Source organism: Streptomyces sp. NPDC054863 (assembly GCF_053610825.1).
Window position 1 is genome coordinate 1 of the sequence record NZ_JBSGZD010000056.1, and the last position, 19,910, is coordinate 19,910.

At 71.5% G+C, this 19,910-nt stretch carries 18 protein-coding genes and 1 pseudogene; 7 read left to right on the top strand and 12 right to left on the bottom strand.

Features of this window, described 5'->3' with window-relative positions; genetic code table 11:
• Positions 1-33 precede the first annotated feature (33 nt).
• Together ACWGIG_RS13610 and ACWGIG_RS13615 are read left to right on the top strand one after the other, a co-directional pair.
• Complete coding sequence (locus tag ACWGIG_RS13610) at positions 34-675, top strand: GntR family transcriptional regulator (protein WP_453321737.1); 642 nt, start codon at positions 34-36, stop codon at positions 673-675.
• Positions 672-1,979: an MFS transporter gene (locus tag ACWGIG_RS13615; RefSeq protein WP_453321738.1), complete on the top strand. Its 1,308-nt coding sequence runs from the start codon at positions 672-674 to the stop codon at positions 1,977-1,979. Before ACWGIG_RS13610 ends, ACWGIG_RS13615 begins: the two co-directional genes overlap by 4 nt.
• A 115-nt stretch (positions 1,980-2,094) precedes the next feature.
• Here the strand turns inward: ACWGIG_RS13615 and ACWGIG_RS13620 are convergent, their stop codons facing one another.
• A complete protein-coding gene (locus ACWGIG_RS13620) occupies positions 2,095-2,925 on the bottom strand; it encodes a maleylpyruvate isomerase family mycothiol-dependent enzyme (RefSeq protein WP_453321739.1) in 831 nt (276 codons plus the stop codon).
• A 191-nt stretch (positions 2,926-3,116) separates the two neighbouring features.
• Between ACWGIG_RS13620 and ACWGIG_RS13625 the strand changes: the two genes are divergently transcribed.
• Positions 3,117-3,914: a carbon-nitrogen family hydrolase gene (locus ACWGIG_RS13625; RefSeq protein WP_453321740.1), complete on the top strand. Its 798-nt coding sequence runs from the start codon at positions 3,117-3,119 to the stop codon at positions 3,912-3,914.
• 207 nt (positions 3,915-4,121) lie between these two features.
• On the opposite strand, the gene ACWGIG_RS13630 is transcribed toward ACWGIG_RS13625, so the two are convergent.
• The 4 genes from ACWGIG_RS13630 to ACWGIG_RS13645 all read right to left on the bottom strand — a co-directional run bounded on the left by ACWGIG_RS13630 (position 4,122) and on the right by ACWGIG_RS13645 (position 6,579).
• A complete protein-coding gene (locus ACWGIG_RS13630) occupies positions 4,122-4,616 on the bottom strand; it encodes an LURP-one-related/scramblase family protein (protein ID WP_453321741.1) in 495 nt (164 codons plus the stop codon).
• A 31-nt stretch (positions 4,617-4,647) separates the two neighbouring features.
• A complete protein-coding gene (locus tag ACWGIG_RS13635; protein ID WP_453321742.1) occupies positions 4,648-5,268 on the bottom strand; it encodes an NADPH-dependent F420 reductase in 621 nt (206 codons plus the stop codon).
• Positions 5,269-5,366: 98 nt separating this feature from the next.
• Positions 5,367-5,936 carry a GNAT family N-acetyltransferase gene (locus tag ACWGIG_RS13640; protein ID WP_453321743.1) on the bottom strand — a complete coding sequence of 190 codons (570 nt, stop codon included), beginning with the start codon at positions 5,934-5,936 and terminating at the stop codon, positions 5,367-5,369.
• Between the two features lie 148 nt (positions 5,937-6,084).
• Positions 6,085-6,579 (bottom strand): GNAT family N-acetyltransferase, encoded by a 495-nt coding sequence (locus tag ACWGIG_RS13645; protein ID WP_453321744.1) that lies wholly within the window; start codon positions 6,577-6,579, stop codon positions 6,085-6,087.
• Positions 6,580-7,322: 743 nt separating this feature from the next.
• On the opposite strand from ACWGIG_RS13645, the gene ACWGIG_RS13650 reads away from it, so the two are divergent.
• The 4 genes from ACWGIG_RS13650 (at position 7,323) to ACWGIG_RS13665 (ending at position 11,000) form a co-directional block, all read left to right on the top strand.
• A complete protein-coding gene (locus ACWGIG_RS13650; RefSeq protein WP_453321745.1) occupies positions 7,323-7,838 on the top strand; it encodes a hypothetical protein in 516 nt (171 codons plus the stop codon).
• Positions 7,839-7,931: 93 nt separating this feature from the next.
• Positions 7,932-8,777, top strand: a complete 846-nt coding sequence (locus ACWGIG_RS13655) for a DUF4097 family beta strand repeat-containing protein (protein WP_453321746.1) — start codon at positions 7,932-7,934, stop codon at positions 8,775-8,777.
• Positions 8,778-9,162: 385 nt separating this feature from the next.
• Positions 9,163-10,218 (top strand): ATP-binding cassette domain-containing protein, encoded by a 1,056-nt coding sequence (locus ACWGIG_RS13660; protein WP_453321747.1) that lies wholly within the window; start codon positions 9,163-9,165, stop codon positions 10,216-10,218.
• Positions 10,215-11,000: an ABC transporter permease gene (locus ACWGIG_RS13665; RefSeq protein WP_453321748.1), complete on the top strand. Its 786-nt coding sequence runs from the start codon at positions 10,215-10,217 to the stop codon at positions 10,998-11,000. The genes ACWGIG_RS13660 and ACWGIG_RS13665 overlap by 4 nt, the downstream gene beginning before the upstream one ends.
• Before the next feature lie 43 nt (positions 11,001-11,043).
• Here the strand turns inward: ACWGIG_RS13665 and ACWGIG_RS13670 are convergent, their stop codons facing one another.
• The 7 genes and pseudogenes from ACWGIG_RS13670 to ACWGIG_RS13700 form a co-directional block, all read right to left on the bottom strand.
• Positions 11,044-13,836 (bottom strand): NB-ARC domain-containing protein, encoded by a 2,793-nt coding sequence (locus ACWGIG_RS13670; RefSeq protein ID WP_453321765.1) that lies wholly within the window; start codon positions 13,834-13,836, stop codon positions 11,044-11,046.
• A pseudogene (locus ACWGIG_RS13675) lies at positions 13,819-14,727 on the bottom strand (AfsR/SARP family transcriptional regulator); the annotation flags it as partial. The gene ACWGIG_RS13670 and the pseudogene ACWGIG_RS13675, both read right to left, overlap by 18 nt.
• Before the next feature lie 158 nt (positions 14,728-14,885).
• A complete protein-coding gene (locus ACWGIG_RS13680) occupies positions 14,886-15,113 on the bottom strand; it encodes a DUF6458 family protein (RefSeq protein ID WP_453321749.1) in 228 nt (75 codons plus the stop codon).
• A gap of 148 nt (positions 15,114-15,261) precedes the next feature.
• Positions 15,262-16,554, bottom strand: a complete 1,293-nt coding sequence (locus tag ACWGIG_RS13685; protein WP_453321750.1) for a M18 family aminopeptidase — start codon at positions 16,552-16,554, stop codon at positions 15,262-15,264.
• 63 nt (positions 16,555-16,617) lie between these two features.
• Positions 16,618-17,340: a hypothetical protein gene (locus tag ACWGIG_RS13690; protein ID WP_453321751.1), complete on the bottom strand. Its 723-nt coding sequence runs from the start codon at positions 17,338-17,340 to the stop codon at positions 16,618-16,620.
• A 114-nt stretch (positions 17,341-17,454) separates the two neighbouring features.
• On the bottom strand, positions 17,455-19,281 hold the full coding sequence (locus tag ACWGIG_RS13695; RefSeq protein ID WP_453321752.1) for an acyl-CoA dehydrogenase: 1,827 nt from the start codon (positions 19,279-19,281) through the stop codon (positions 17,455-17,457).
• Positions 19,282-19,419: 138 nt separating this feature from the next.
• Complete coding sequence (locus ACWGIG_RS13700) at positions 19,420-19,887, bottom strand: NUDIX hydrolase (RefSeq protein ID WP_453321753.1); 468 nt, start codon at positions 19,885-19,887, stop codon at positions 19,420-19,422.
• Between the last annotated feature and the right edge of the window lie 23 nt (positions 19,888-19,910).

Here is a 19,910-nt window from a genome sequence, read left to right on the forward strand (position 1 = left end):
CTCTTGCACACCTGTTGTATCTAAGCTGTGCGCATGCCTGCCGCACCCCCTGCCGCCGAACGTGTCTACGACCACATCAAGAGGGGCGTCCTCGACCGCAGCTACGAGGGGGGAACGCTCCTCACCGAGGGCCATCTCGCCGAAGCCGTGGGGGTCTCGCGCACCCCCGTCCGCGAAGCGCTCCTGCGTCTTGAGGTCGAGGGACTGATCAAGCTCTACCCGAAGAAGGGCGCCCTGGTCCTCGCCGTCTCCGCGCAGGAGATCGCCGACGTGGTCGAAACCCGGCTGCTGGTCGAGGAGTTCGCCGTACGCAAGGCCGTACCTGCGTCGCCCCGCCTGATCGCCCGACTCGAAGAGCTCCTGGCCGAGCAGCAGCGCCGCGCGCTCGCCGGGGACCTCGCCGAGGTCGCCGTCACCGACCGCTGCTTCCACGCCGAGATCGTCCGCGACGCGGGCAACCAGATCCTGTCCCGCCTCTACGACCAGATGCGCGACCGGCAATTGCGGATGGGCGTGGCCGTGATGGAGGCGCACCCGGACCGCGTCGCGCTCAACATCGCCGAGCACGCCGAGATCCTGGATGCCATCAGGGCGGGGGACGCGGACGCCGCGGCGGCCTGTGTGCGCCGCCACGTCAGCCGGGTCAAGGTGCTGGTCAGGGGTGACGACCGATGAGCAGGTCCCCGGCGATGCCGCGGCTGCACGGTGATCCGCCCGGCGGTCGCAGGGCGGTCGCCGTCTGGTCCATCGGCGTCGCCGTCTACTTCGTCGCCGTCACCTTCCGCACCAGCCTGGGCGTCGCGGGCCTGGACGCCGCCGACCGTTTCCAGGTCAACGCCTCCGCCCTCTCGACCTTCTCGATCCTCCAGCTGCTCGTGTACGCGGGCATGCAGATACCCGTCGGCCTGATGGTCGACCGGCTCGGCACCAAGAAGGTCCTGGCGCTCGGCGCCGTCCTGTTCACCGTCGGCCAGGTGGGCTTCGCGCTGTCTCCGACGTACGGCACGGCGCTCGTCTCCCGCGCACTGCTCGGCTGCGGCGACGCGATGACGTTCATCAGTGTGCTGCGGCTGGGCACCCGCTGGTTCCCGGCCCGGCGCGGGCCGATGATCGCGCAGGTCGCAGCCCTGTTCGGGATGGCGGGCAACCTCGTCTCGACGCTGGTCATCGCCCGGTCGCTGCACGGCTACGGCTGGACGGCGACCTTCCTGGGCAGTGCGGCGGCGGGCGCGGTGGTCCTCGTGCTCACTCTCGTACTGCTGAAGGACCACCCCGAGGGGTACGAACCGCCCGCGGCTCCGCGCGGTGGCCCCACCTTCGTGCGCCGGCAGATCACGGCGGCATGGCGGGAGCCCGGGACGCGGCTCGGGATGTGGGTGCACTTCACGACGCAGTTCCCGGCGATGGTGTTCCTGCTGCTGTGGGGGATGCCGTTCCTGGTGGAGGCGCAGGGGATGTCGCGGGCGGCGGCCGGTGAGCTTCTGACGCTGGTGGTGCTGTCCAACATGGCGATCGGGCTCGTGTACGGGCAGGTCATCGCGCGCCACCACGCCGCGCGCGTACCGCTCGCGCTCGGCACGGTCGCGGCGACCGCCGTGCTGTGGGGCGCCACGATCGCCTACCCGGCGCCGCACGTGCCGATGTGGCTGCTGGTCACGCTGTGCGTGGTGCTCGGGGCCTGCGGTCCCGCCTCGATGATCGGCTTCGACTTCGCGCGGCCCGCGAACCCGCCGGAGCGGCAGGGCACGGCCTCCGGCATCGTGAACATGGGAGGCTTCGTCGCCTCCATGACCACCCTGTTCGCGGTGGGCGTGCTGCTGGACGCCACGGGCGACAACTACCGCATCGCGTTCGCCTCGGTGTTCGTGCTGGAGGCGGTGGGTCTGACCCAGATCCTGCGGTTGCGCCACCGGACGGCACGGCGCGAGCGGGAGCACCTGGTGGCGAGCAGGGTGGAGGCCGTGCACGTGCCCGCGTAGGGGCTTCTACTGCGTGAACCCGATTACCGGCGAGCGTGTTTCACGTGAAACATCGCTACGGCGCTGCTGGATACGGCGCTGCTGGCGACCGCGCAGTTCGCTACCGTGCTGTTCGCTACGGCGTGACGGCGAAGTTCCGCAGGATCGCGTCGGCCAGGTCCTCGTCGCCCTCGATCTTGATGAGGTCGGCCACCGCCGCGTACCGCACCCGGCCGCAGGCCAGCCGGTAGAAGGTCTCCCAGTCGAGCGCGATCGTGACGAGCGGGCCGAGCGAGGGGGTGCCGTCCACGCTGCCCCGGCCGCGGTCGTCGACGCGGACCGTGCGCAGGAACTCGACGGGGCCGTGGACGTCGAAGACGACCGCCGAGTTCGTGGGCGCGCCCGCGTCCTTGGCGACGACCTTGGGCAGGTTGCGCAGCAGGAAGTCGCGGGTGATGTACGCGCCGGGGGAGTCCAGGTTGCCGGGCTGCTGGAAGGTGGTGCGGAGGTCCTGCTCGTGCACCCACACGTCGAACGCCCGCATCCACAGGGCCATTTCGAGGGTCATCTCGCGCCCGGCGAGCGCGGAGCGCACCACGGTGTCGGGCGACCGGGTCTCGTTCCGCAGCTGGCGGTTGCGGCGGATGATCGTGTACTCCAGCTCCGAGGTCATCTCCGGCGCCGTGTGGTGGCGTCGTACGTCGACCTGCACCTCCATGTAGCGGGCCAGGTCGGAGGTGATGTGGAAGAGGTCGCTCGGCAGCGAGTGGATCGGCCGGGGGTCGCCGAGCATCTCGCACTCGGCACCGATGACATGGGAGACCATGTCGCGCACCGACCAGCCGGGGCACGGCGTACGGCGGTTCCACTCGCCCTCGACGAGCGGCTTCACCAGCTCGGATATCGCCTCGATGGAGTGCGACCAGGCGTCGGCGTAGGTCTGCAGGCTGGGATGGTGGACGGTCACGGGACCCCTCGGGCGGTTCAGTGGCGGCGGCGCGGGCGGTGCGGCTGGGTTGCCGTGCGTGCGTGCGGGCAGGTGCGTTCCGGGTGACGGACTTGGACGCTAAGTTACGCTGCCCGAAGGCACCCCGGCAGTGCTTTCGTGTGACGATCGTAGGCCCGTGTTGACGGCTCGAATGCCAGGACGGTGGTAGTGTGCGCGCCTCTCTGCTCCAGATCGATGTAAATGACGAGGAATCGGTCAATTCCCGCCGGGAGCGGGTGGCTTCGCTGGTGCGGGAGCAGCGGGGCAGCGACCTCGTGGTGCTTCCCGAGCTCTGGCCGACCGGCGCGTGGGGGTACGAGGGTTTCGCCGACGAGGCGGAGCCGCTGGAGGGCCCGACGTACGAGGTGATGGCGAAGGCGGCGCGGGACGCAGGGGTCTGGCTGCATGCCGGATCGTTCGTCGAGCGGGACCCGGAAGGCCCCCTCTTCAACACCTCCCTCGTCTTCTCCCCCGACGGTGAACTCGCCGCCGCGTACCGGAAGATCCACCGCTTCGGCTTCGACGAGGGCGAGGCGGTGCTGATGGGCGCGGGCGGCGAACTGGTCACCGTCCGCACGCCGGACCTGCACCTGGGCCTGGCCACCTGCTACGACCTGCGCTTCCCGGAGCTCTTCCGCGGGCTGGTCGACGGAGGCGCGGACGCCTTCGTCGTCCCTGCGGGATGGCCGGCCAGGCGGCGCGGGCACTGGACGCTGCTGGCCCGCGCGCGAGCCGTCGAGAACCAGGCGTACGTACTGGCCTGCGGCACCGCGGGCACGCACGCCGGTGTCGAGCAGGCCGGGTTCAGCATCGTCGTCGACCCGTGGGGCGAGGTGCTGGCCGAGGCGGGGGCGGGCGAGGAGGTCCTGGTGGTGGACCTGGACCCGGCGCGTCCCGCGATCACCCGGGACCAGTTCCCGGCACTCAAGGACCGGCTGCTGGGACTGGCGGAACCGCGCAGGCCCTAGGGCGGGCGCGGCCTCGGGGCGGACGCGGGTGGGGACGTACAGGTACGGGTGAGGGCCCGTACAGGTACGGGTGAGGGCCCGTACAGGTACGGGTCAGGGACCGAGCAGGTGCGGGTGGGGCCGGGCAGGTACGGGCGGGGCCGGGCAGGTGCGGCGGCCGGGGCCCTGGCACGTCCCCCCAGGTGCTCCCGTCGTCCCCTCCCACGGTCAGTCCCCGTCCCGCTCCTTCTCCGCCATGCGGATCACGCAGACCGCGACCGCGATGAGCAGGGCCGCGTCCGTGTCCTCGCGTACGACATTGACGGCGTACGTCTCGCGCACCCGGAACCACTTGCGCGAGATGTGCGCCAGGAGTTCGCCGTCGTACTCGATGGCGAACTCCCGGTCCAGCACACGCCCGCTGACGTCCAGTTCGGTGCCTTCGTTGAGCGTGACGCGGTAGTGGTTGCGGATCAGTGACAGCCGCTTCTTCCGTACGGTCGCGAGGGTCTCGCCGTCCCGCTCCAGGGTCATGGCGTCCCGCCAGCTGAGCATCTTCTCCTTGAGCGTGATCAGCACCCGCCCGCCGGGGTCCTTGATCTCCAGGGTGTCCCGGAGCCGGAGCGCCTTGCCGTCGACGAGGAAGGCGTGCTGCCCCTTCTCGTCCTCGATCCAGTAGTCGTCGCCGATGGAGAAGAGCTTGTCGCGTACGAGGAATTTCATGACATGACGACTACCCGCCCCCACGGCCGCGTCACGCGCGCGGCGGTACGACCTTGATGTTGAAGCCGAAGTTTCCGGTGCTGGTGGCGATGGCGATGAACAGCAGCGCGTAGTGCTCCTGGCCGCGCGCGGTCCGTATCCCGCCGAGGTCCAGCCGGTACGGCTCCGGCCAGCCGAGGTCGCCGAGCAACTGCCCGACGGTCTTCTTGGCGCTCGCGTCCTCGCCGGACAGGAACACGGTGCTCGGACCGTCGAGACCTGCCGGGTTCGCCATCGCCGTCGAGTCCATCGTGCAGAGCGTCTTCACGACGTACGTGCGCGGGAACGCCTCCTGGATCAGCTCGCCGAGGCTGGTGTCGGGGTGCGTGAGAGTCCAGTCCTCGTTGAACCCGATCGCGATGTCGAGCAGCACCTTGCCCGCGAGGGTGTCCGCGCCGATGCGGTGGAGGAGGGGGACCGACTCGGACCCCGGGGTCGCGTTGACGACCACTTCGCCGTGCGCGACGGCTTGTGCGTGGGTGACGACGCCGAGACCGAGGTCCTTCCTCCGGCCGGGCTCGCGCGAACCCAGCACCACGTCATGTCCCTTGTCGGCGAGCCCCGTTGCCACGGCCCGTGCCACATTTCCCGTTCCGAGAATTCCGATTCGCATACGGGAAACGTAGGCGCGCCGACCTGCGGCACGGATCGGCCGCACGGCCCGGGCCGCTGGTCCTTTGGCCGTAGTCCGCCCGGCCCTGCGGGCGGGTTCTAGGTGGCCGGGTGGTGGCGTGTGTACGTCAGCCCCGGGCGGCCGTCGAAGTCCGCCCGGCCCGTCGGGACGAAGCCGGTACGGGAGAGGACCGCGCGGGAGGCCTCGTTGTCGAGGGTGGTTTCGGCGCGGAGGGTGTGGATGCCGTACCGGGTGGCCGCGAGGGTGCAGAGGGCGCGGACGGTGGTGGTGGCGAGGCCTCGGCCGGTGGCCTTTTCGGCGAGGCGGTAGCCGAGTTCGGCGGTGCCGTCGGATATGTCGATGAGGTTGAAGCGGCCGAGGATCTCTTGGTCCTCGGAGCCGGTGGAGCTCTCGGAGCCTTCGGAGCTCTCGGAACCCTTGGAGCTTTCGGAACCCTTGGAGCTTTCGGAACCCTTGGAGACCAGTACGTGGAAGGCGATCGTGCCGGTGGCCTGTTCGGCGAGCAGGGCTTCGTGCCGGGCCGCGAACCCGGTGAAGTACTCCTCGCCCCGGTCGGGGACCGACGCGGCGAAGAACTCCCGGTTCTCGCGCTCGAAGGTGAGGAGGGCGGGGGCGTGGTCGGCGCGCAGGCGCTGGAGCTCGGGCATGGGGTGAGGGTAAGGCGAGGGCCGGGCGGGGGCGGGGCCGCACCGGCACCAGGTCGACACGGTCGACACGGGCCGCCCGGACTGACAGCCCGTGCAGCCCGTGCTGTTGGGGTACGAGGGTGACGAGGGGCGTGCGTGGTGCGGGGTGTCAGGGAGCGGTGCGGAAGGCGGTCAGGCCGGGTTCCAGTTCCAGGGCGGTCCAGGGGGTGAGGCCCGCCTTTTCCAGGACGCGGGAGGAGGCGGGGTTGTCGAGCGACACCTTCGCGTAGACGGTGTGGACGCCGGGAGCGGTGAGCGCATGGGCGACCAGGGCGCGGGCCGCCTCGCTGGCGTAACCCCGGCGTCGGCGCGAGGGGGCGACGCCGTATCCGAACTCGACCTTTCCGTCCTTCTGCGGCCAGAACAGGCCGATGGCGCCGACCACTTGACCCGTTTCGCGTTCGATCATCTGGCGGTGGCCGTACTCGCCGTACCAGGCGGGGTTCTCTGCGAAGAGACCCGACAGGGCTTTGTCGCCCTCGCCAGGGAAGTCCTCGGCCCAGTGCGGGAGGTGTTTCCCGGTGATCACCGCATCGATCTCCTCGGGGAGCCAGGCGCGGAGGAGAAGACGGTCGGTGGTCAGGTCGGGGATGGCGTGGGACAAGGGAGGGCTCCTGGTGACAAGGATGCGAGGGAGGGCCACGGGGCGGATACGGGATCCCGGCGCCGGACCGCCCGAACGATCGCAGAGGGTGGGATCGGGGGCAAGGGGTTTTGGCCCCGGGCCCCGGGGAGGGTGAGGAGGCGGGGACTTCGGCTGGTGCGCCTGGGGCGCAGGTGAGCGGTGGGCTCAGCGGGCTCGGCGGGATCGCCTTCGGGCCCAGGCGGACGGGGCCTCGGCCCTCCCGTCCTCGGGGTCCGGGTGGATGGTGGGCCCAGCCATCTCGCTGTCAGAGCCAGGTGGGTGGGCCCGGCCGGCTGGCCTGCGGGGCATGGGCGGGTGGTGGCCTCGGCCGGTTGGCCTTCGGGCCCAGGCAGACCGTGGCTTCGGCCGGTTCGCCTGAGGGGTCGGGCAGGTGGGTGGGCTCGGGTATCTCGTCTGCCAGGAGTAGGCGGCCGGGGGGAGGTGGCAGGTCAGCTGGGTGCGGGTGGCAGCCCGGCGGGTGCGGGTGGCAGCCCGGCGGGTGGGGCGGGCAGTCCGCTGGGTGTGGGCGGTTGGCCCGGTGAGTGGGGCCCGGTGGGGTGGCGCCATGGTGGTGTCATCGTGGTGTGGGGATGGGGCATTTCATTGGCGGTGCGGTGCCAGGGTGTGCCGGATTGAGGGAGAAGTAGCAGGTCGGAGGGGTGTGTGCCAAGTGGGCGAGGGTTTGGCTCGCAATGGCGCAACGGATGTGCCATCATGGCGCCATGGACCTCACGCCCTACGTCGACAACCTCCGGCACGAGCTGGCCGTCGCCGCGGACGCCGGCGGCGACGACGCCCGCGCCCTCGCCGAGCGGCTCACCGCTCCCCTGGAGTCCGCCGCCCGCCTGACCCTTCTCAACGCACTGTCCGCAGCCATGGGCGAAGTCACGCGGGAGCTGGCGCCGGGCTCGGTCGACGTGCGGCTGCGTGGACTCGACCCGGAGTTCGTGGTGACGGCGCCGCCCGCCTCCGAGCCGTTCCAGGAGCTGAGGGAGCCGGTCGCGCCCGCGGCGCCCCTGCCGCCCGCCGACGCCGACGACGGCGCCACCGCGCGGATCAACTTCCGTCTCCCGGCCCACCTCAAGGCCCACGCCGAGAACGCCGCGAGCCGCGAGGGCCTGTCGGTCAACGCGTGGCTGGTCCGCGCCGTGTCGGCCGCGGTCGACGGCGATCTCCGGCCGCGTACGACACAGAAGACCCAGACCGTCGGACAGAGCATCACGGGCTGGGTGCGCTAGCCGCGTCCCGCCCGTACCCCTTCCACCCGAACTTCACCCGAACCACGCCCCACCTGCGGGGACGTACCAACGACTCAAGAGGACGGGACAGCCATGCCTTCTTTCGACACTCCCGAACCGATCTCGGTCATGGCGCACGTGGGGGCCGGCTCCATCCGGTTCACCGCGAGCGACCGGCTCGACACCGTCGTCGAGGTTCAGCCCGGCGGCCCGAAGAAGGAGAAGAAGAACGTGCGGGCCGCCGAGCAGACCGAGGTCTCGTACTCGGGCGGCACCCTGACCATCAGGACGAAGGAGCGTTACCTGATCGGGCCCACCGGAGCCGTCGACGTGACGGTCGAACTGCCCGTCGGCTCGCGCGTCGAGGTGACAGGCTCCTGGGTCCAGTTGGTCGGCGAGGGCCGGCTCGGCGAGGTCCGGGTGAAGACCTCGGCCGGTGACGTGCGCCTGGACTCCACGGGACCGCTGACGTTGAACGCCTCCCACGGCTCGATCGGCGTGGACCGCGTCGAGGGCGCGGCCGAGATCACCACCAGCTCCGGCAGCGTGCGCGCAGGTTTCCTCGACGGCCCCGCCGTCCTGAAGAACTCGCACGGCAGCACGCACGTCGGCGCCGCGATCGGCGACCTGCGGGTGAGCGGCGCCCACGGCGACATCGACATCGCGCGCGCCGAGGGCTCGGTCACCGCGACCACCGCCCACGGCACCCTGCGCATCGGCGAAGTCGTCCGCGGCGCGGTCCAGTTGGAGACCGGTTACGGCGCCATCGAGGTCGGTGTCCGCGAGGGCACGGCCGCCTGGCTCGACGTCAGCTCCGACAAGGGGCAGGCGCGCAACACCCTCACCGCGTCCGACGCCCCGGGGGAGTCCGAGGAAACCGTCAAGATCCGCGCCCGCACCCGCTGGGGCAACATCGACGTCCGCCGCGCCCGGTCCTGAGCAAGCGTGGTCCTGAGCAAGCCTGGTCCTGAGCGAACCCGGGCCTGAGCGAGCCTGGGCCGCGCCGGGCCTGAGTGATCCGATGCCTGAGCGAACCCGGCTCTGAGGGAGCTGCGGCCTGAGCCGCGCCCGGCCTGAGCCGCGCCCGGCCTGAGCCGCGCCCGGCCTGAGCCGCGCCCGGCCTGAGCCGCGCCCGGCCTGAGCCGCGCCGACGCCGCAAGCGCGCCTTCAGCACCGCCCGAGCAACGCATCAACCCACCAGCGCATACCCACCAGCGCATACCCACCAGCGCATACCCACCAACACATCAACCCACCAGCGCACCAACGCCTCCCCCCACCACCCCACCACCCCACTTCCTCAACCTTCGATCGGGAGGGTTCCATGCCTACCTCTGTCATGTCCACGACCAGTCAAGGTGACGGCCGCGCCACGCAGACCGCCATCTCCGCCGTCGGCCTGCGCAAGTCCTACGGCGACAAGACCGTCCTCGACGGCATCGACCTGCGCATCCCGGCCGGTTCCGTGTTCGCACTCCTCGGCCCGAACGGTGCGGGCAAGACCACCGCCGTCAAGATCCTCTCCACCCTGATCTCCGCCGACGGCGGGCAGGCCCGGGTCGCGGGCCACGACCTCACCGCCGACCCCCAGGCCGTACGGGCCGCGATCGGTGTCACCGGGCAGTTCTCCGCGGTCGACGGCCTGATCACCGGCGAGGAGAACATGCGCCTCGTGGCGGACCTGCACCACCTCTCCCGCCGCGAGGGCCGCCGCGTCACCGCCGAGCTGCTGGAGCGCTTCGACCTCACCGAGGCCGCCAAGAAGCCCGCCTCCACCTACTCCGGCGGAATGAAGCGCCGCCTCGACATCGCGATGACCCTGGTCGGCAACCCGCGGATCATCTTCCTCGACGAGCCGACGACCGGCCTCGACCCGCGCTCCCGGCACAACATGTGGGGCATCGTCCGGGAGCTGGTCTCCGGCGGCGTCACCGTCTTCCTCACCACCCAGTACCTGGAGGAGGCCGACGAACTCGCCGACCACATCGCGGTGTTGAGCGACGGGAAGATCGCCGCCGAGGGCAGCGCGGAAGAGCTGAAGCGGCTCGTCCCCGGCGGGCACGTGCGGCTGCGGTTCACCGACCCGGCCGCGTACCGGTCCGCCGCGGTCGCCCTGCGGGAGGCCACCCAGGACGACGAGGCGCTGTCCTTGCAGATCCCCAGCGACGGCAGCCAGCGCGAGCTGCGCTCCCTCCTCGACTGGCTGGACTCGGCCGACATCGAGGCGGACGAGCTGACCGTGCACACCCCCGACCTCGACGACGTGTTCTTCGCCCTGACCAGCGGCGCCGGCGTTCCCAATCAGCCCAACCAGCCCAACCGGCCCAACCGGCCCAACCGGCCCAGCCAGCCCCGCCAGCCCAAGGAGACTGTCCGATGAGTGCCCTCTCCCTCGCCGCGCGCGACTCGTCCACGATGCTGCGCCGCAACCTCCTGCACGTCCGGCGCTATCCGTCCCTCACCCTGAACCTGCTGCTCTCACCGGTCATGATGCTGCTGCTCTTCGTCTACATCTTCGGCGACGTGATGAGTGCGGGCATCGGCGGCAGCGACCGCTCCGACTACATCGCCTACATCGTCCCGGGCATCCTGATGATGACCATCGGCTCCACCGTGATCGGGGCCGCGGTCTCCGTCTCCACCGACATGGCCGAGGGTCTCGTCGCCCGTTTCCGTACGATGGCGATCCACCGCAGTTCCGTGATCATCGGGCACGTGGCCGGCAGCGTCCTGCAAGTGCTCGCCAGCCTGCTCGTGGTCGGCGCCGTCGCCGTGGCCATCGGCTTCCGGTCCGTGGACGCCACGCCCCTGGAGTGGCTGGCGGCGTTCGGACTGCTCTCCCTCTTCGCCCTGGCGCTCACCTGGATCGCGGTCGGAATGGGCATGGCCAGCCCCAACGCGGAGGCGGCCAGCAACATGGCGATGCCGCTGATCCTCCTCCCGCTCATTTCGAGCGCCTTCATCCCGGCCGGGACGATGCCGGGCTGGTTCCGGCCGATCGCCGAGTACCAGCCGTTCACACCCGCCATCGAGACCCTGCGCGGGCTGCTGCTCGGCACCGAGATCGGCAACAACTGGTGGATCGCGATCGCCTGGTGCGTCGGCCTGTCCGCGCTCGGCTACCGCTGGACGACGTCCCTGTTCGACCGCGACCCGAAGTGACCGGGCAGGACCGCCCCGCCGCCGTCCGTGTCCACCAGCGGTGTTACGGCCGGCCCGGCTCCCCGCCGTCCGTCATCGCCGCCGTGGCCCGTGCGTGCCGGTCCTCGTACGCGGCCTTGTCCCCGGTGATCCGCAGGAGTACGCCCAGCGCCCGGCAGGCACCCGCGTGGAACCCCTCGCGCTCGGCAGTGTCCGCCGCGAGGCCGAGCAGTTCGAGGCCCTCGGCGACCCGGCCGAGCTGGGTCAGCGACTCGCCCTGCGCGGTCCGCAGCAGTACCCGGCGGATCACCCCGACGTCCGCCGGGCCGAGCGCGAGACCGTCCAGGGAGTGCCGCAGGGCGGCCTCCGGTTCGCCCGCGCGCAGGCAGTGGTCGGCCAGCGCCTGGAGGGCGAGCATCTCCGTCTGCCGGTCGCCCTCCTGCCGGGCGAGAGCCGCCGCCCGTACGCAGTTCTCCTGCGCCTGTGCGAGCGAACCGCGCCTGACCTGGGCGACGGACAGGTTGACCCGGCCGATCGCCTCGTCCACGAGATCGCCCGCCCGCGCGGCCAGTACCGGCGCCAACTCCAGGTGCGGGTAGGCCTCTTCGGTCCGCTCCTCCTCGACCAGCACCCACCCGAGCAGCGCCCGCACCCGGGACTCGGCCTCCGGGTCGTCGAGCGCGACGGCGGCCGTCAGGGCCACCTCCAGCATCGGCGCCCACCCGTCCCGCACCCGCCACAGGATGTACGGCCACTGGAGGATCCCGAGCCGCCACACGCGGTCGGCGAGCCCGGCTTCCGGTCCGGCGGCCTCCGCCGCCGCCATCGCCGCCGTCATCGCCCCCGCGAGCGCCTCGCGCTCCGCCTCGTACCACTCGATGACCTCGTCGCGGGACGCGAACTCCCGTATCTGCGACGGATGTTGTACGTCCTCGGGGAGCGAGCAGCACGGGCGGCTGCCCTGCTCGGCGACCGCGTTGGCGGCGAGTTCGGTCAGTACGTAGTGGTCGAGCAGGCGCATCAGGGCGCCGGGGTCGTCGGCGGTGGACCGGGCGAACAGGCGGACCAGGTCGTGCAGCGCGTACCTGCCCTGCCCGGGGAGGCCGGACTCCTGCGCCAGGTGCGCGGCGGCCAGCCGATCGAGCGCGGCGGCGGCCTCCGCGACCGGCACCCCGGCGAGCGCGGCGGCGGCGTACCGGTCGACGGTCGGCCCCGTGTGGGCGCCGAGGCCCCGGAACACCTGCTGGGCGCACTCGTCCAACTGCTGGAGACTCAGCCGGAGTTCGGCCTCCACGCCCCGGTCCTCGATCTGGAGGAGGGTGAGCCTGCGCTGCTCGTCGGCGAGTTCGGCGGCGTGGCGTTCCAGGGTGCGGTCGGGGTAGGCGGTGAGCCGGGCGGCCGTGATGCGCAGGGCGAGCGGCAGTCCTTCGCAGAGCGTGGCGAGCCGGTGTGCGGCCGTCGGCTCGGCGGCCACCCGTTGCTCGCCGAGCACCCTGGCGAGCAGGGCGACGGAGTCGTCGGGGCCGAGCGAGTCGAGCGGCACAGGCCGGGCCAGGTCGTCCGCGATCAGCCCGCCGAGGCGGTTCCTGCTGGTCACGACGGTGACGCAGTCGTCACCCGCGGGCAGCAGCGGACGCACCTGCTCCGAACTGCGGGCGTTGTCGAGTACGACGAGCAGCCGACGGCCCGTGGTGAGACGGCGGTACAGCGCTGCGGCGGTGGCCGGAGTCTCGGGCAGGGCGTGCCCCGGAACGCCGAGCGCGAGGAGGAACTCCCGTACGACATCGGCGGGTTCGGGATCGGCGAGCAGGTCGAAGCCGTGCAGGTCGGCGAAGAGCCGCCCGTCGGGGAAGCTCTCGCGCTGCCGGTACGCCCAGTGCAGGGCGAGAGCCGTCTTGCCGACCCCGGCGGGCCCGGTGACGACCGCGATCGGCGCCTCCCCGCCGACCGTGACGGCGTCGACCGCAGCGAGATCCGCCCCCCGCCCGAGGAAGCCACGGGGGCGCCGGGCGAGCAACTCGGGGACTGTGTACGGGATGTGGGGGGCGCGGTCCCGGTGGGGGGTGGGTATGCCGGGGGAAGCGGGGCCGACGTCGGTGGTGAGGCGGGCGGTGGGTCCGTACTCGGCCCCGGCCCCGGGCTCTGCGGCGAGGGCCGTGGCCGTGCCGTCCGGGGCGGTCCGTACCGAATCGTCGGGCGCACCGGGAGGGGCGGGCGCACCGGAAGCAGCGGTTGGACCGGTGGCCGGTCCGGTGGCCGGACCAGCGGGCGAACCGGCGCGCGCACCGGAAACGGCGGACGAGCCGGTGTGCGCACCGGAAGCAGCGGCCGGGCCGGTGGGTGAACCTGCGCGCGCACCGGAAACGGCGGACGGGTCGGCGGGCGAACCGGTCGGCGCACCGGAGGACAGCGACTCGACCCTGGGGTCGGTCCCGGCCCCGGGGTTGGTCCCGGCCCCGGGGTTGGTCCCGGCCCTGGGGTTGGTCCCGGCTCCGGGTGTGGCCCCGCTTCCGGGTGTGGCCCCGGTCGCGACGTCGCTCCAGATCCTGGACCCCGCCTCGCTCGCCTGCCCGGTCCCGGCCCATGCCGTCCCAGTCCCTGCGGCCCCGGCAGCTCCCGCCTCGGCCGCCTGTGCGGCCTCGCCCCAAGTGCCTCTGGCATCCCAGGCGTCCCTGGCGTCCCAGGTGCCCTCGGTGGCCTCGGTCTGCGCGGTCCCGGCGGGGGTCCTGGCCCCCGCCGCGTCCGTCCCGGTCGCCGTCTCCGGTGCCCGCTGCCCGGACGGGTTCCCGCCGGGCACGTGCCGGCTCCGCGCATCCTGGTCGGGTGTGTCCTGGTCGGGTACGTCCCGGTGCTGCACGCCCTGGCCCGGCACCCGTGCCTCCGGTCCCCGGGGCGCCGTCGCAGTGGGGTGCCCCTGACCTGTCCGGGGCGCGGGCCGCCCCAAGGCAGTTCCGCCGGGCGAGGTGTCGCCCACCGCCGCCGTGCCGCCGCCCGTCGGTTCCTCGGAGCCCTCGCCCTGGAGGATCGCCCCGTACGCGTCCTGCAGCGCCCGCCCCGGGTCGACCCCCAGCTCTTCCGCGAGCAGCCGCCGGGTGCGGTGGTACCAGTCGAGGGCGTCGGACTGCCTGCCCGCCCGGTACAGCGCCAGCATCAGTGCCGAGGCGAGGGACTCGCGCATCGGGTGGGCGACCGCCTCGGCGCGCAGGACGGCCGCCGCACGGCCGTGCTCGCCCAGGGCTCCGTACGCGTCGGCCAGGTTCTCGACGGTGACCAGGCGGGTCTCCTCCAGCGCGTGCGCCGCCGCGAGCAGCTGCTCGGAGGACACCGTTCCGGTGAGGGCGGGGCCGCGCCACAGGGCGAGTGCCTCACGCAGCATCAACACCGCGTCGGCGGGCTGGCGCTGACGCTTCGCCAGCTGCACCAGCTCGTCGAAACGGTACGCGTCCAGCAGCGATTCCGACATCTGGAGGACGTACGCCCGTCCTCGGGTGGCCAGTTCCACTCCGTAGGCCGCCGCCTCGCCGTCGTTCAGCAGCGCCCGCAGCCGCGATACGTGGCCCTGGACGACGGTCCGTGCGTGGGCGGGCGGTGTCTCGTCCCAGATGGTGTCGATGAGCTGGTCGACGGGGACGGCGGTGTTGGGCCGCAGCAGCAGCGCGGCCAGTACGCTGCGCCGCTTGGCCGGGCCCAGTGGCAGCTCTCCGGTCTCGGTGGTGACGGACACCGCTCCGAGCAGCCGGAACTCCACTGACGCCTCCCGCTAACACCTACGAACCCTGTGGTGGACAAGAGGGACAGACTACCGGGGGAGGTTCCGCAGGCCGGGGGCGACAGGGAGGCGCGATCACCGATGTGACGCGTCACTCGTGGCGCCGCTCGCGGCGCGGCGTCTCCCCCCCCGCCGTGTCACTCGTAGTGCCGGTAGCGCTCCTCGACCACGCCGCCGCCCGCGGGCGGGGCGCCGACGCCGCGACGCCGTTTCAGGATGCTGGTGAAGACCACGATTCCGATGACGCCGACGAGCATCATGATCACCCCGACCAGGTCGAGGTTGACGCTCTTCATCTCCCAGTCCGTCGCGAAGGTCAGGATGGCCCCCACCGCGACGAGGACGATGCAGCCGCCCAGTCCCATGTCAGTTCGCCTCCGAAATGCGCTTGCTCATGACCGATCCGGGTCCGGAATCAACCGGGCCTCGCTGTACGAGGGCGGGTACCCGGGCCCGGAACGGCCATGCGCGAAGGCGGAGTTCAGCCTTCCAGCGGCGGATCCGGCGGGCCGGTCAGCCTTCCAGGAACGCCGTCAGCGCGTTGGCCAGCAGGTACGGGTCGTTGGCCCCGCACAGCTCGCGCGCACTGTGCATGGAGAGGATCGCGACGCCGATGTCGACCGTCCGGATGCCGTGCCGGGCGGCGGTGATCGGGCCGATCGTCGTCCCGCAGGGCATCGCGTTGTTCGACACGAAGCTCTGCCACGGCACCCCCGCCTTCTCGCAGGCCGCCGCGAACACCGCACGGCCGGCGCCGTCGGTGGCGTACCGCTGGTTCACGTTGACCTTGAGGATGGGGCCGCCGTTGGCGCGCGGGTGGTGCGTCGGGTCGTGCCGCTCCGTGTAGTTGGGGTGCACGGCGTGCCCGGTGTCGGAGGACAGGCAGATCGATCCCGCGACGGCGCGCGCCTTGTCCTCGGGCGAACCGCCGCGGGCGAAGACCGAGCGCTCCACCACATTCCCCAGGAGGGGGCCGTCGGCGCCCGTGTCGGACTGCGAGCCGCTCTCCTCGTGGTCGAAGGCGGCGAGCACCGGGATGTACGACAGCTTCTCGCTGCCGCTCGCGACGGCGGCCAGCGCGGCGACGCCCGCGTGCACGGAGATCAGGTTGTCCATCCGGGGCCCGGCCAGCAGCTCCTGGTCGCGGCCCAGGTAGGCGGGGGGCTCGACGGCATGCGGCATCAGGTCCCAGCCGGCGACGTCCTCGGGGTCCACGCCCGCTTCCTGTGCGACGTACGTGATGAGGTCGCCCTCGTGCACCTCGCCCAGGCCCCAGATGGGCTGCATGTGGCGCTGCTTGTCGAGCTTCATGCCCTCGTTGACCTGGCGGTCGAGGTGGACGGCGAGCTGCGGGACGCGCAGCAGCGGCCGGTCGATGTTGACCAGCCGGTGCGATCCGTCGCGCAGGGTCAGCCGGCCGGCCAGCCCGAGGTCCCGGTCGAGCCAGGTGTTCAGCAGGGTCCCGCCGTAGACCTCGACGGCGACCTGGCGCCAGCCCTCGTTGCCGGTGTCCGGCAGCGGCTTCACGCGCAGGTTCGGGGAGTCGGTGTGCGCGCCGACGATGCGGAACGGGGTGTGCGCCTGCGCGCCCTCCGGGACGTACCACGCGACGATCGCCCCGCCGCGCAGCACGAACTTGCCGCCTTGTGAGCCGTCCCAGGCGTCGGTCTCGGCCACCTGCCGGAAGCCCACCTTCTCCAGCCGCTCGGCCGCTGCGGCGACGGCGTGGTACGGCGACGGGCCGGCCGCCAGGAAGGACATCAGGTCGTCGGTGTGTCCGCGGTCGAAGCGGGCTGCTGTGCTCATGTGTTCAGCGTAACCAGGGTCACTGACACCCTGGTCACGGCCGCGTACCGGCCCCGTACCGGACTAAAGCCCCGGCGGTCGTTCGAAGCGGCGCCGCAGTGGCATCCGGCGGTCCCCGCGCGCCACCCTGGGCAGCATCTGGGGCGTGCCCGCCGCGCGCTGCGACTGACGGCGGCGCCCCGCGCAGAACATGCACTCCTCGCCCGGCGGCGCGTCCGGGTCGACGGGGGCGCCCGGGTGCTGTGCGCAGCCGGAGGAATTGCGCGGCCTGGACAGCTCACGGGCCAGGACGAACGCCCGGTGCAGCGCCTCGGCGAGCGCGCCGAACTCCTCCGGCCGCGAGGAGGCGGAGAGGTTGAACGACCGCTCGTTGACCAGCGCGAACTGTGCGGTCAGCGTGGTCAGGGTGGTGCGCTGCCCCGAGTGCTCGGGCAGCCGGGGGGTCTCCTCGGCCGGGGTGGGCGCCCCGCGCTCGGTGAGACGGCGGCGGTGGTTGCAGATCAGGCAGCGGCCCCAGCCGTCGGGCACGGTCGGGTCGACGGCGCCGTCCGGGTGCTCCTTGCACCCGGTGACGTTGCGTGCGGGGGCGAGCTCGGACGCGGTGCGGTACGCGCTGTACAGCGAGTCGGCGATGGGTTCGTACTCGGCGGGGTGGGCGCCGTCGTACAACTCCTTCACCAGGTCGTTCGCCGAGCCGAGTCTGCTGCGCAGCTCCTTGAGCGCGTGCGGGAGCCCGGCCGGGACCGAGTACCCGGTGCCCTTGCCCTGCTGTTCCTGTCCTGCCATGTCTCCAAGCCTCGCACGCACCACTGACAACGGGCCGCAGCCCTCCCCGGAGGGAAGGCCCGGCCCGTGCCAGTGGGGGGTCGCAGTGGCCCTGTGGGGACCTGGGAGGGGTGCTTAGAAAGCGGCCTCGTCCAGCTCCATCAGCGAGTTGTCGACCGACTCGGCCTTCGCCCGCTCGACGCCCACGCCCGGCAGTACGTTCGCGGCGAAGAACTTCGCGGCGGCGATCTTGCCGGTGTAGAAGGCGGTGTCCTTGGCCGAGGCCGTCGCCAGCTTCTCGGCGGCGACGGCGGCACCGCGCAGCAGCAGGTAGCCGACGACCACGTCACCGGACGCCATCAGCAGACGGGTCGTGTTGAGCCCCACCTTGTAGATGGACTTGACGTCCTTCTCGGTGCCCGCGAGGTCCGTCAGCATGGCGCCGACGATGGCCTCCAGGTCCACGGCCGCCTTGGCGAGCTGCTCGCGGGCGCCCGCCAGCTCCTCGCCGCCGGTACCGGCCGCGAGGAACTTCTTGATCTCCTCGGCGAGCTGGTTCAGCGCGGCGCCCTGGTTGCGGACGATCTTCCGGAAGAAGAAGTCCTGGCCCTGGATCGCGGTCGTGCCCTCGTAGAGGGTGTCGATCTTGGCGTCGCGGATGTACTGCTCGATCGGGTACTCCTGGAGGTACCCGGAGCCGCCGAAGGTCTGGAGCGACTGCGCCAGCTGCTCGTACGACTTCTCGGAGCCGTAGCCCTTGACGATCGGGAGCAGCAGGTCGTTCAGCGCGATCTCGGCCTTGGCGTCCTCACCGGCCGCTTCCTTGACCGCGATCTCGTCCTGCACGCACGCCGTGTGCAGCACCAGCGCGCGCATGCCCTCGGAGTACGCCTTCTGCTCCATGAGCGCGCGGCGGACGTCCGGGTGGTGCGTGATGGTGACCTTGGGCGCGGCCTTGTCCATGAAGTTGGCGAGGTCGGTGCCCTGGACGCGCTCCTTGGCGTACTCAAGAGCGTTGAGGTAACCCGTCGACAGCGTCGCGATGGCCTTCGTGCCGACCATCATCCGGGCGAACTCGATGATCATGAACATCTGGCGGATGCCGTCGTGCTTGTCGCCGATCAGCCAGCCCTTGGCGGGGTGCTGGTCGCCGAAGGTCATCTCGCACGTGTTGGAGGCCTTGAGGCCCATCTTGTGCTCGACGTTCGTGGCGTAGGCGCCGTTGCGCTCGCCGAGCTCGCCGGTCTCCCAGTCGAAGTTGTACTTCGGTACGAGGAAGAGCGAGAGCCCCTTGGTGCCCGGACCCGCACCCTCCGGACGTGCCAGCACGTAATGCAGGATGTTCTCCGACATGTCGTGCTCGCCGGACGTGATGAAGCGCTTCACGCCCTCGATGTGCCAGGAGCCGTCCTCCTGCTGGATCGCCTTGGTGCGACCGGCGCCGACGTCCGAACCGGCGTCCGGCTCGGTCAGCACCATCGTCGAGCCCCACTGCTTCTCGACGGCGATCTTGGCGACCTTCTTCTGCGCCTCGTTGCCCTCCTCGTGCAGGATGCCGGCGAAGGCCGGGCCCGAGGAGTACATCCAGACCGCCGGGTTCGCGCCGAGCAGCAGCTCCGCGTAGGCCCAGATCAGGGAGCGCGGGGAGGTCGTGCCGCCGATCTCCTCCGGCAGGCCCAGACGCCAGTACTCGGAGTCCATGAAGGCCTGGTAGCTCTTCTTGAAGGACGCCGGGACGGGCGCGGTGTTCGTCGCCGGGTCGAAGACCGGCGGGTTGCGGTCGGCGTCCTCGAAGGACTCGGCCAGCTCGTTCTCTGCGAGACGGCGCAGCTCGTCGAGGATGCTCTTGGCGGTCTCGACGTCCATCTCCGCGAACGGGCCGGTGCCGTACAGCTTGTCGCGACCGAGCACCTCGAAGAGGTTGAACTCGATGTCCCGGAGATTCGACTTGTAGTGCCCCATGGCGACGGCTCCGTATAACTCGGGGAGGCAGGATCCTCGTACAAATACCAGCAAGTAGCTACGATGATGCTACCCGCGGGTAATAAGCCGCAACCCCTGCGGTGCCATCTGTGGTGAGGCTCTGGTCACCATGGCCGCTCAGGCCTGCACGGGAGTGATCCAGGTGCCGTCGTGGGAGCGCACAGGTGCCGCGCCCGGAGCGTAGGCGTCCAGAATGCGTACGGCGTACGCCTCGGTCATCAACTCGGCCACCTCTTCCCGGGTGAGCCAGGCGACGGCCTTCGCCTCCTCGGTCCGGTGAGGGGCGCCCTCACCGGCACGGCAGCGGAAGACCAGGGAGACGATGCCTCGGCTGAGGTTCTTGTACACGCCGGACAGTCGCTCGACGGTGACGTCGAGCCCGGTCTCCTCGCGGATCTCCCGCCGGACGCCCTCCTCGGGCGATTCATGGAGTTCGAGTACTCCGCCCGGTGGCTCCCACGCGCCGTTGTCCGTCCGTTGAATGGCAAGAGCGCGGCCGTCGTCCCCCACGAAGGCGCACGAGCCTGAGTGGATGTTGCTGTCCACGCCGTTGGCGTGCGTGCACCAAAGCAGCGGTGCCGACACACGACAGAGTGTCGGCTGGGCGC

What these genes read in the sequence shown, in the direction of transcription:
- ACWGIG_RS13665 (WP_453321748.1), top strand. Translation starts at nt 10,215, where the DNA reads ATGAGTGCCCTCTCCCTCGCCGCGCGCGACTCGTCCACGATGCTGCGC.
- ACWGIG_RS13655 (WP_453321746.1), top strand. Translation starts at nt 7,932, where the DNA reads ATGCCTTCTTTCGACACTCCCGAACCGATCTCGGTCATGGCGCACGTG.
- ACWGIG_RS13610 (WP_453321737.1), top strand. Translation starts at nt 34, where the DNA reads ATGCCTGCCGCACCCCCTGCCGCCGAACGTGTCTACGACCACATCAAG.
- ACWGIG_RS13660 (WP_453321747.1), top strand. Translation starts at nt 9,163, where the DNA reads ATGCCTACCTCTGTCATGTCCACGACCAGTCAAGGTGACGGCCGCGCC.
- ACWGIG_RS13615 (WP_453321738.1), top strand. Translation starts at nt 672, where the DNA reads ATGAGCAGGTCCCCGGCGATGCCGCGGCTGCACGGTGATCCGCCCGGC.
- ACWGIG_RS13685 (WP_453321750.1), bottom strand. Translation starts at nt 16,554, where the DNA reads ATGAGCACAGCAGCCCGCTTCGACCGCGGACACACCGACGACCTGATG.
- ACWGIG_RS13635 (WP_453321742.1), bottom strand. Translation starts at nt 5,268, where the DNA reads ATGCGAATCGGAATTCTCGGAACGGGAAATGTGGCACGGGCCGTGGCA.
- ACWGIG_RS13680 (WP_453321749.1), bottom strand. Translation starts at nt 15,113, where the DNA reads ATGGGACTGGGCGGCTGCATCGTCCTCGTCGCGGTGGGGGCCATCCTG.
- ACWGIG_RS13630 (WP_453321741.1), bottom strand. Translation starts at nt 4,616, where the DNA reads ATGAAATTCCTCGTACGCGACAAGCTCTTCTCCATCGGCGACGACTAC.
- ACWGIG_RS13695 (WP_453321752.1), bottom strand. Translation starts at nt 19,281, where the DNA reads ATGGGGCACTACAAGTCGAATCTCCGGGACATCGAGTTCAACCTCTTC.
- ACWGIG_RS13640 (WP_453321743.1), bottom strand. Translation starts at nt 5,936, where the DNA reads ATGCCCGAGCTCCAGCGCCTGCGCGCCGACCACGCCCCCGCCCTCCTC.
- ACWGIG_RS13690 (WP_453321751.1), bottom strand. Translation starts at nt 17,340, where the DNA reads ATGGCAGGACAGGAACAGCAGGGCAAGGGCACCGGGTACTCGGTCCCG.
- ACWGIG_RS13650 (WP_453321745.1), top strand. Translation starts at nt 7,323, where the DNA reads ATGGACCTCACGCCCTACGTCGACAACCTCCGGCACGAGCTGGCCGTC.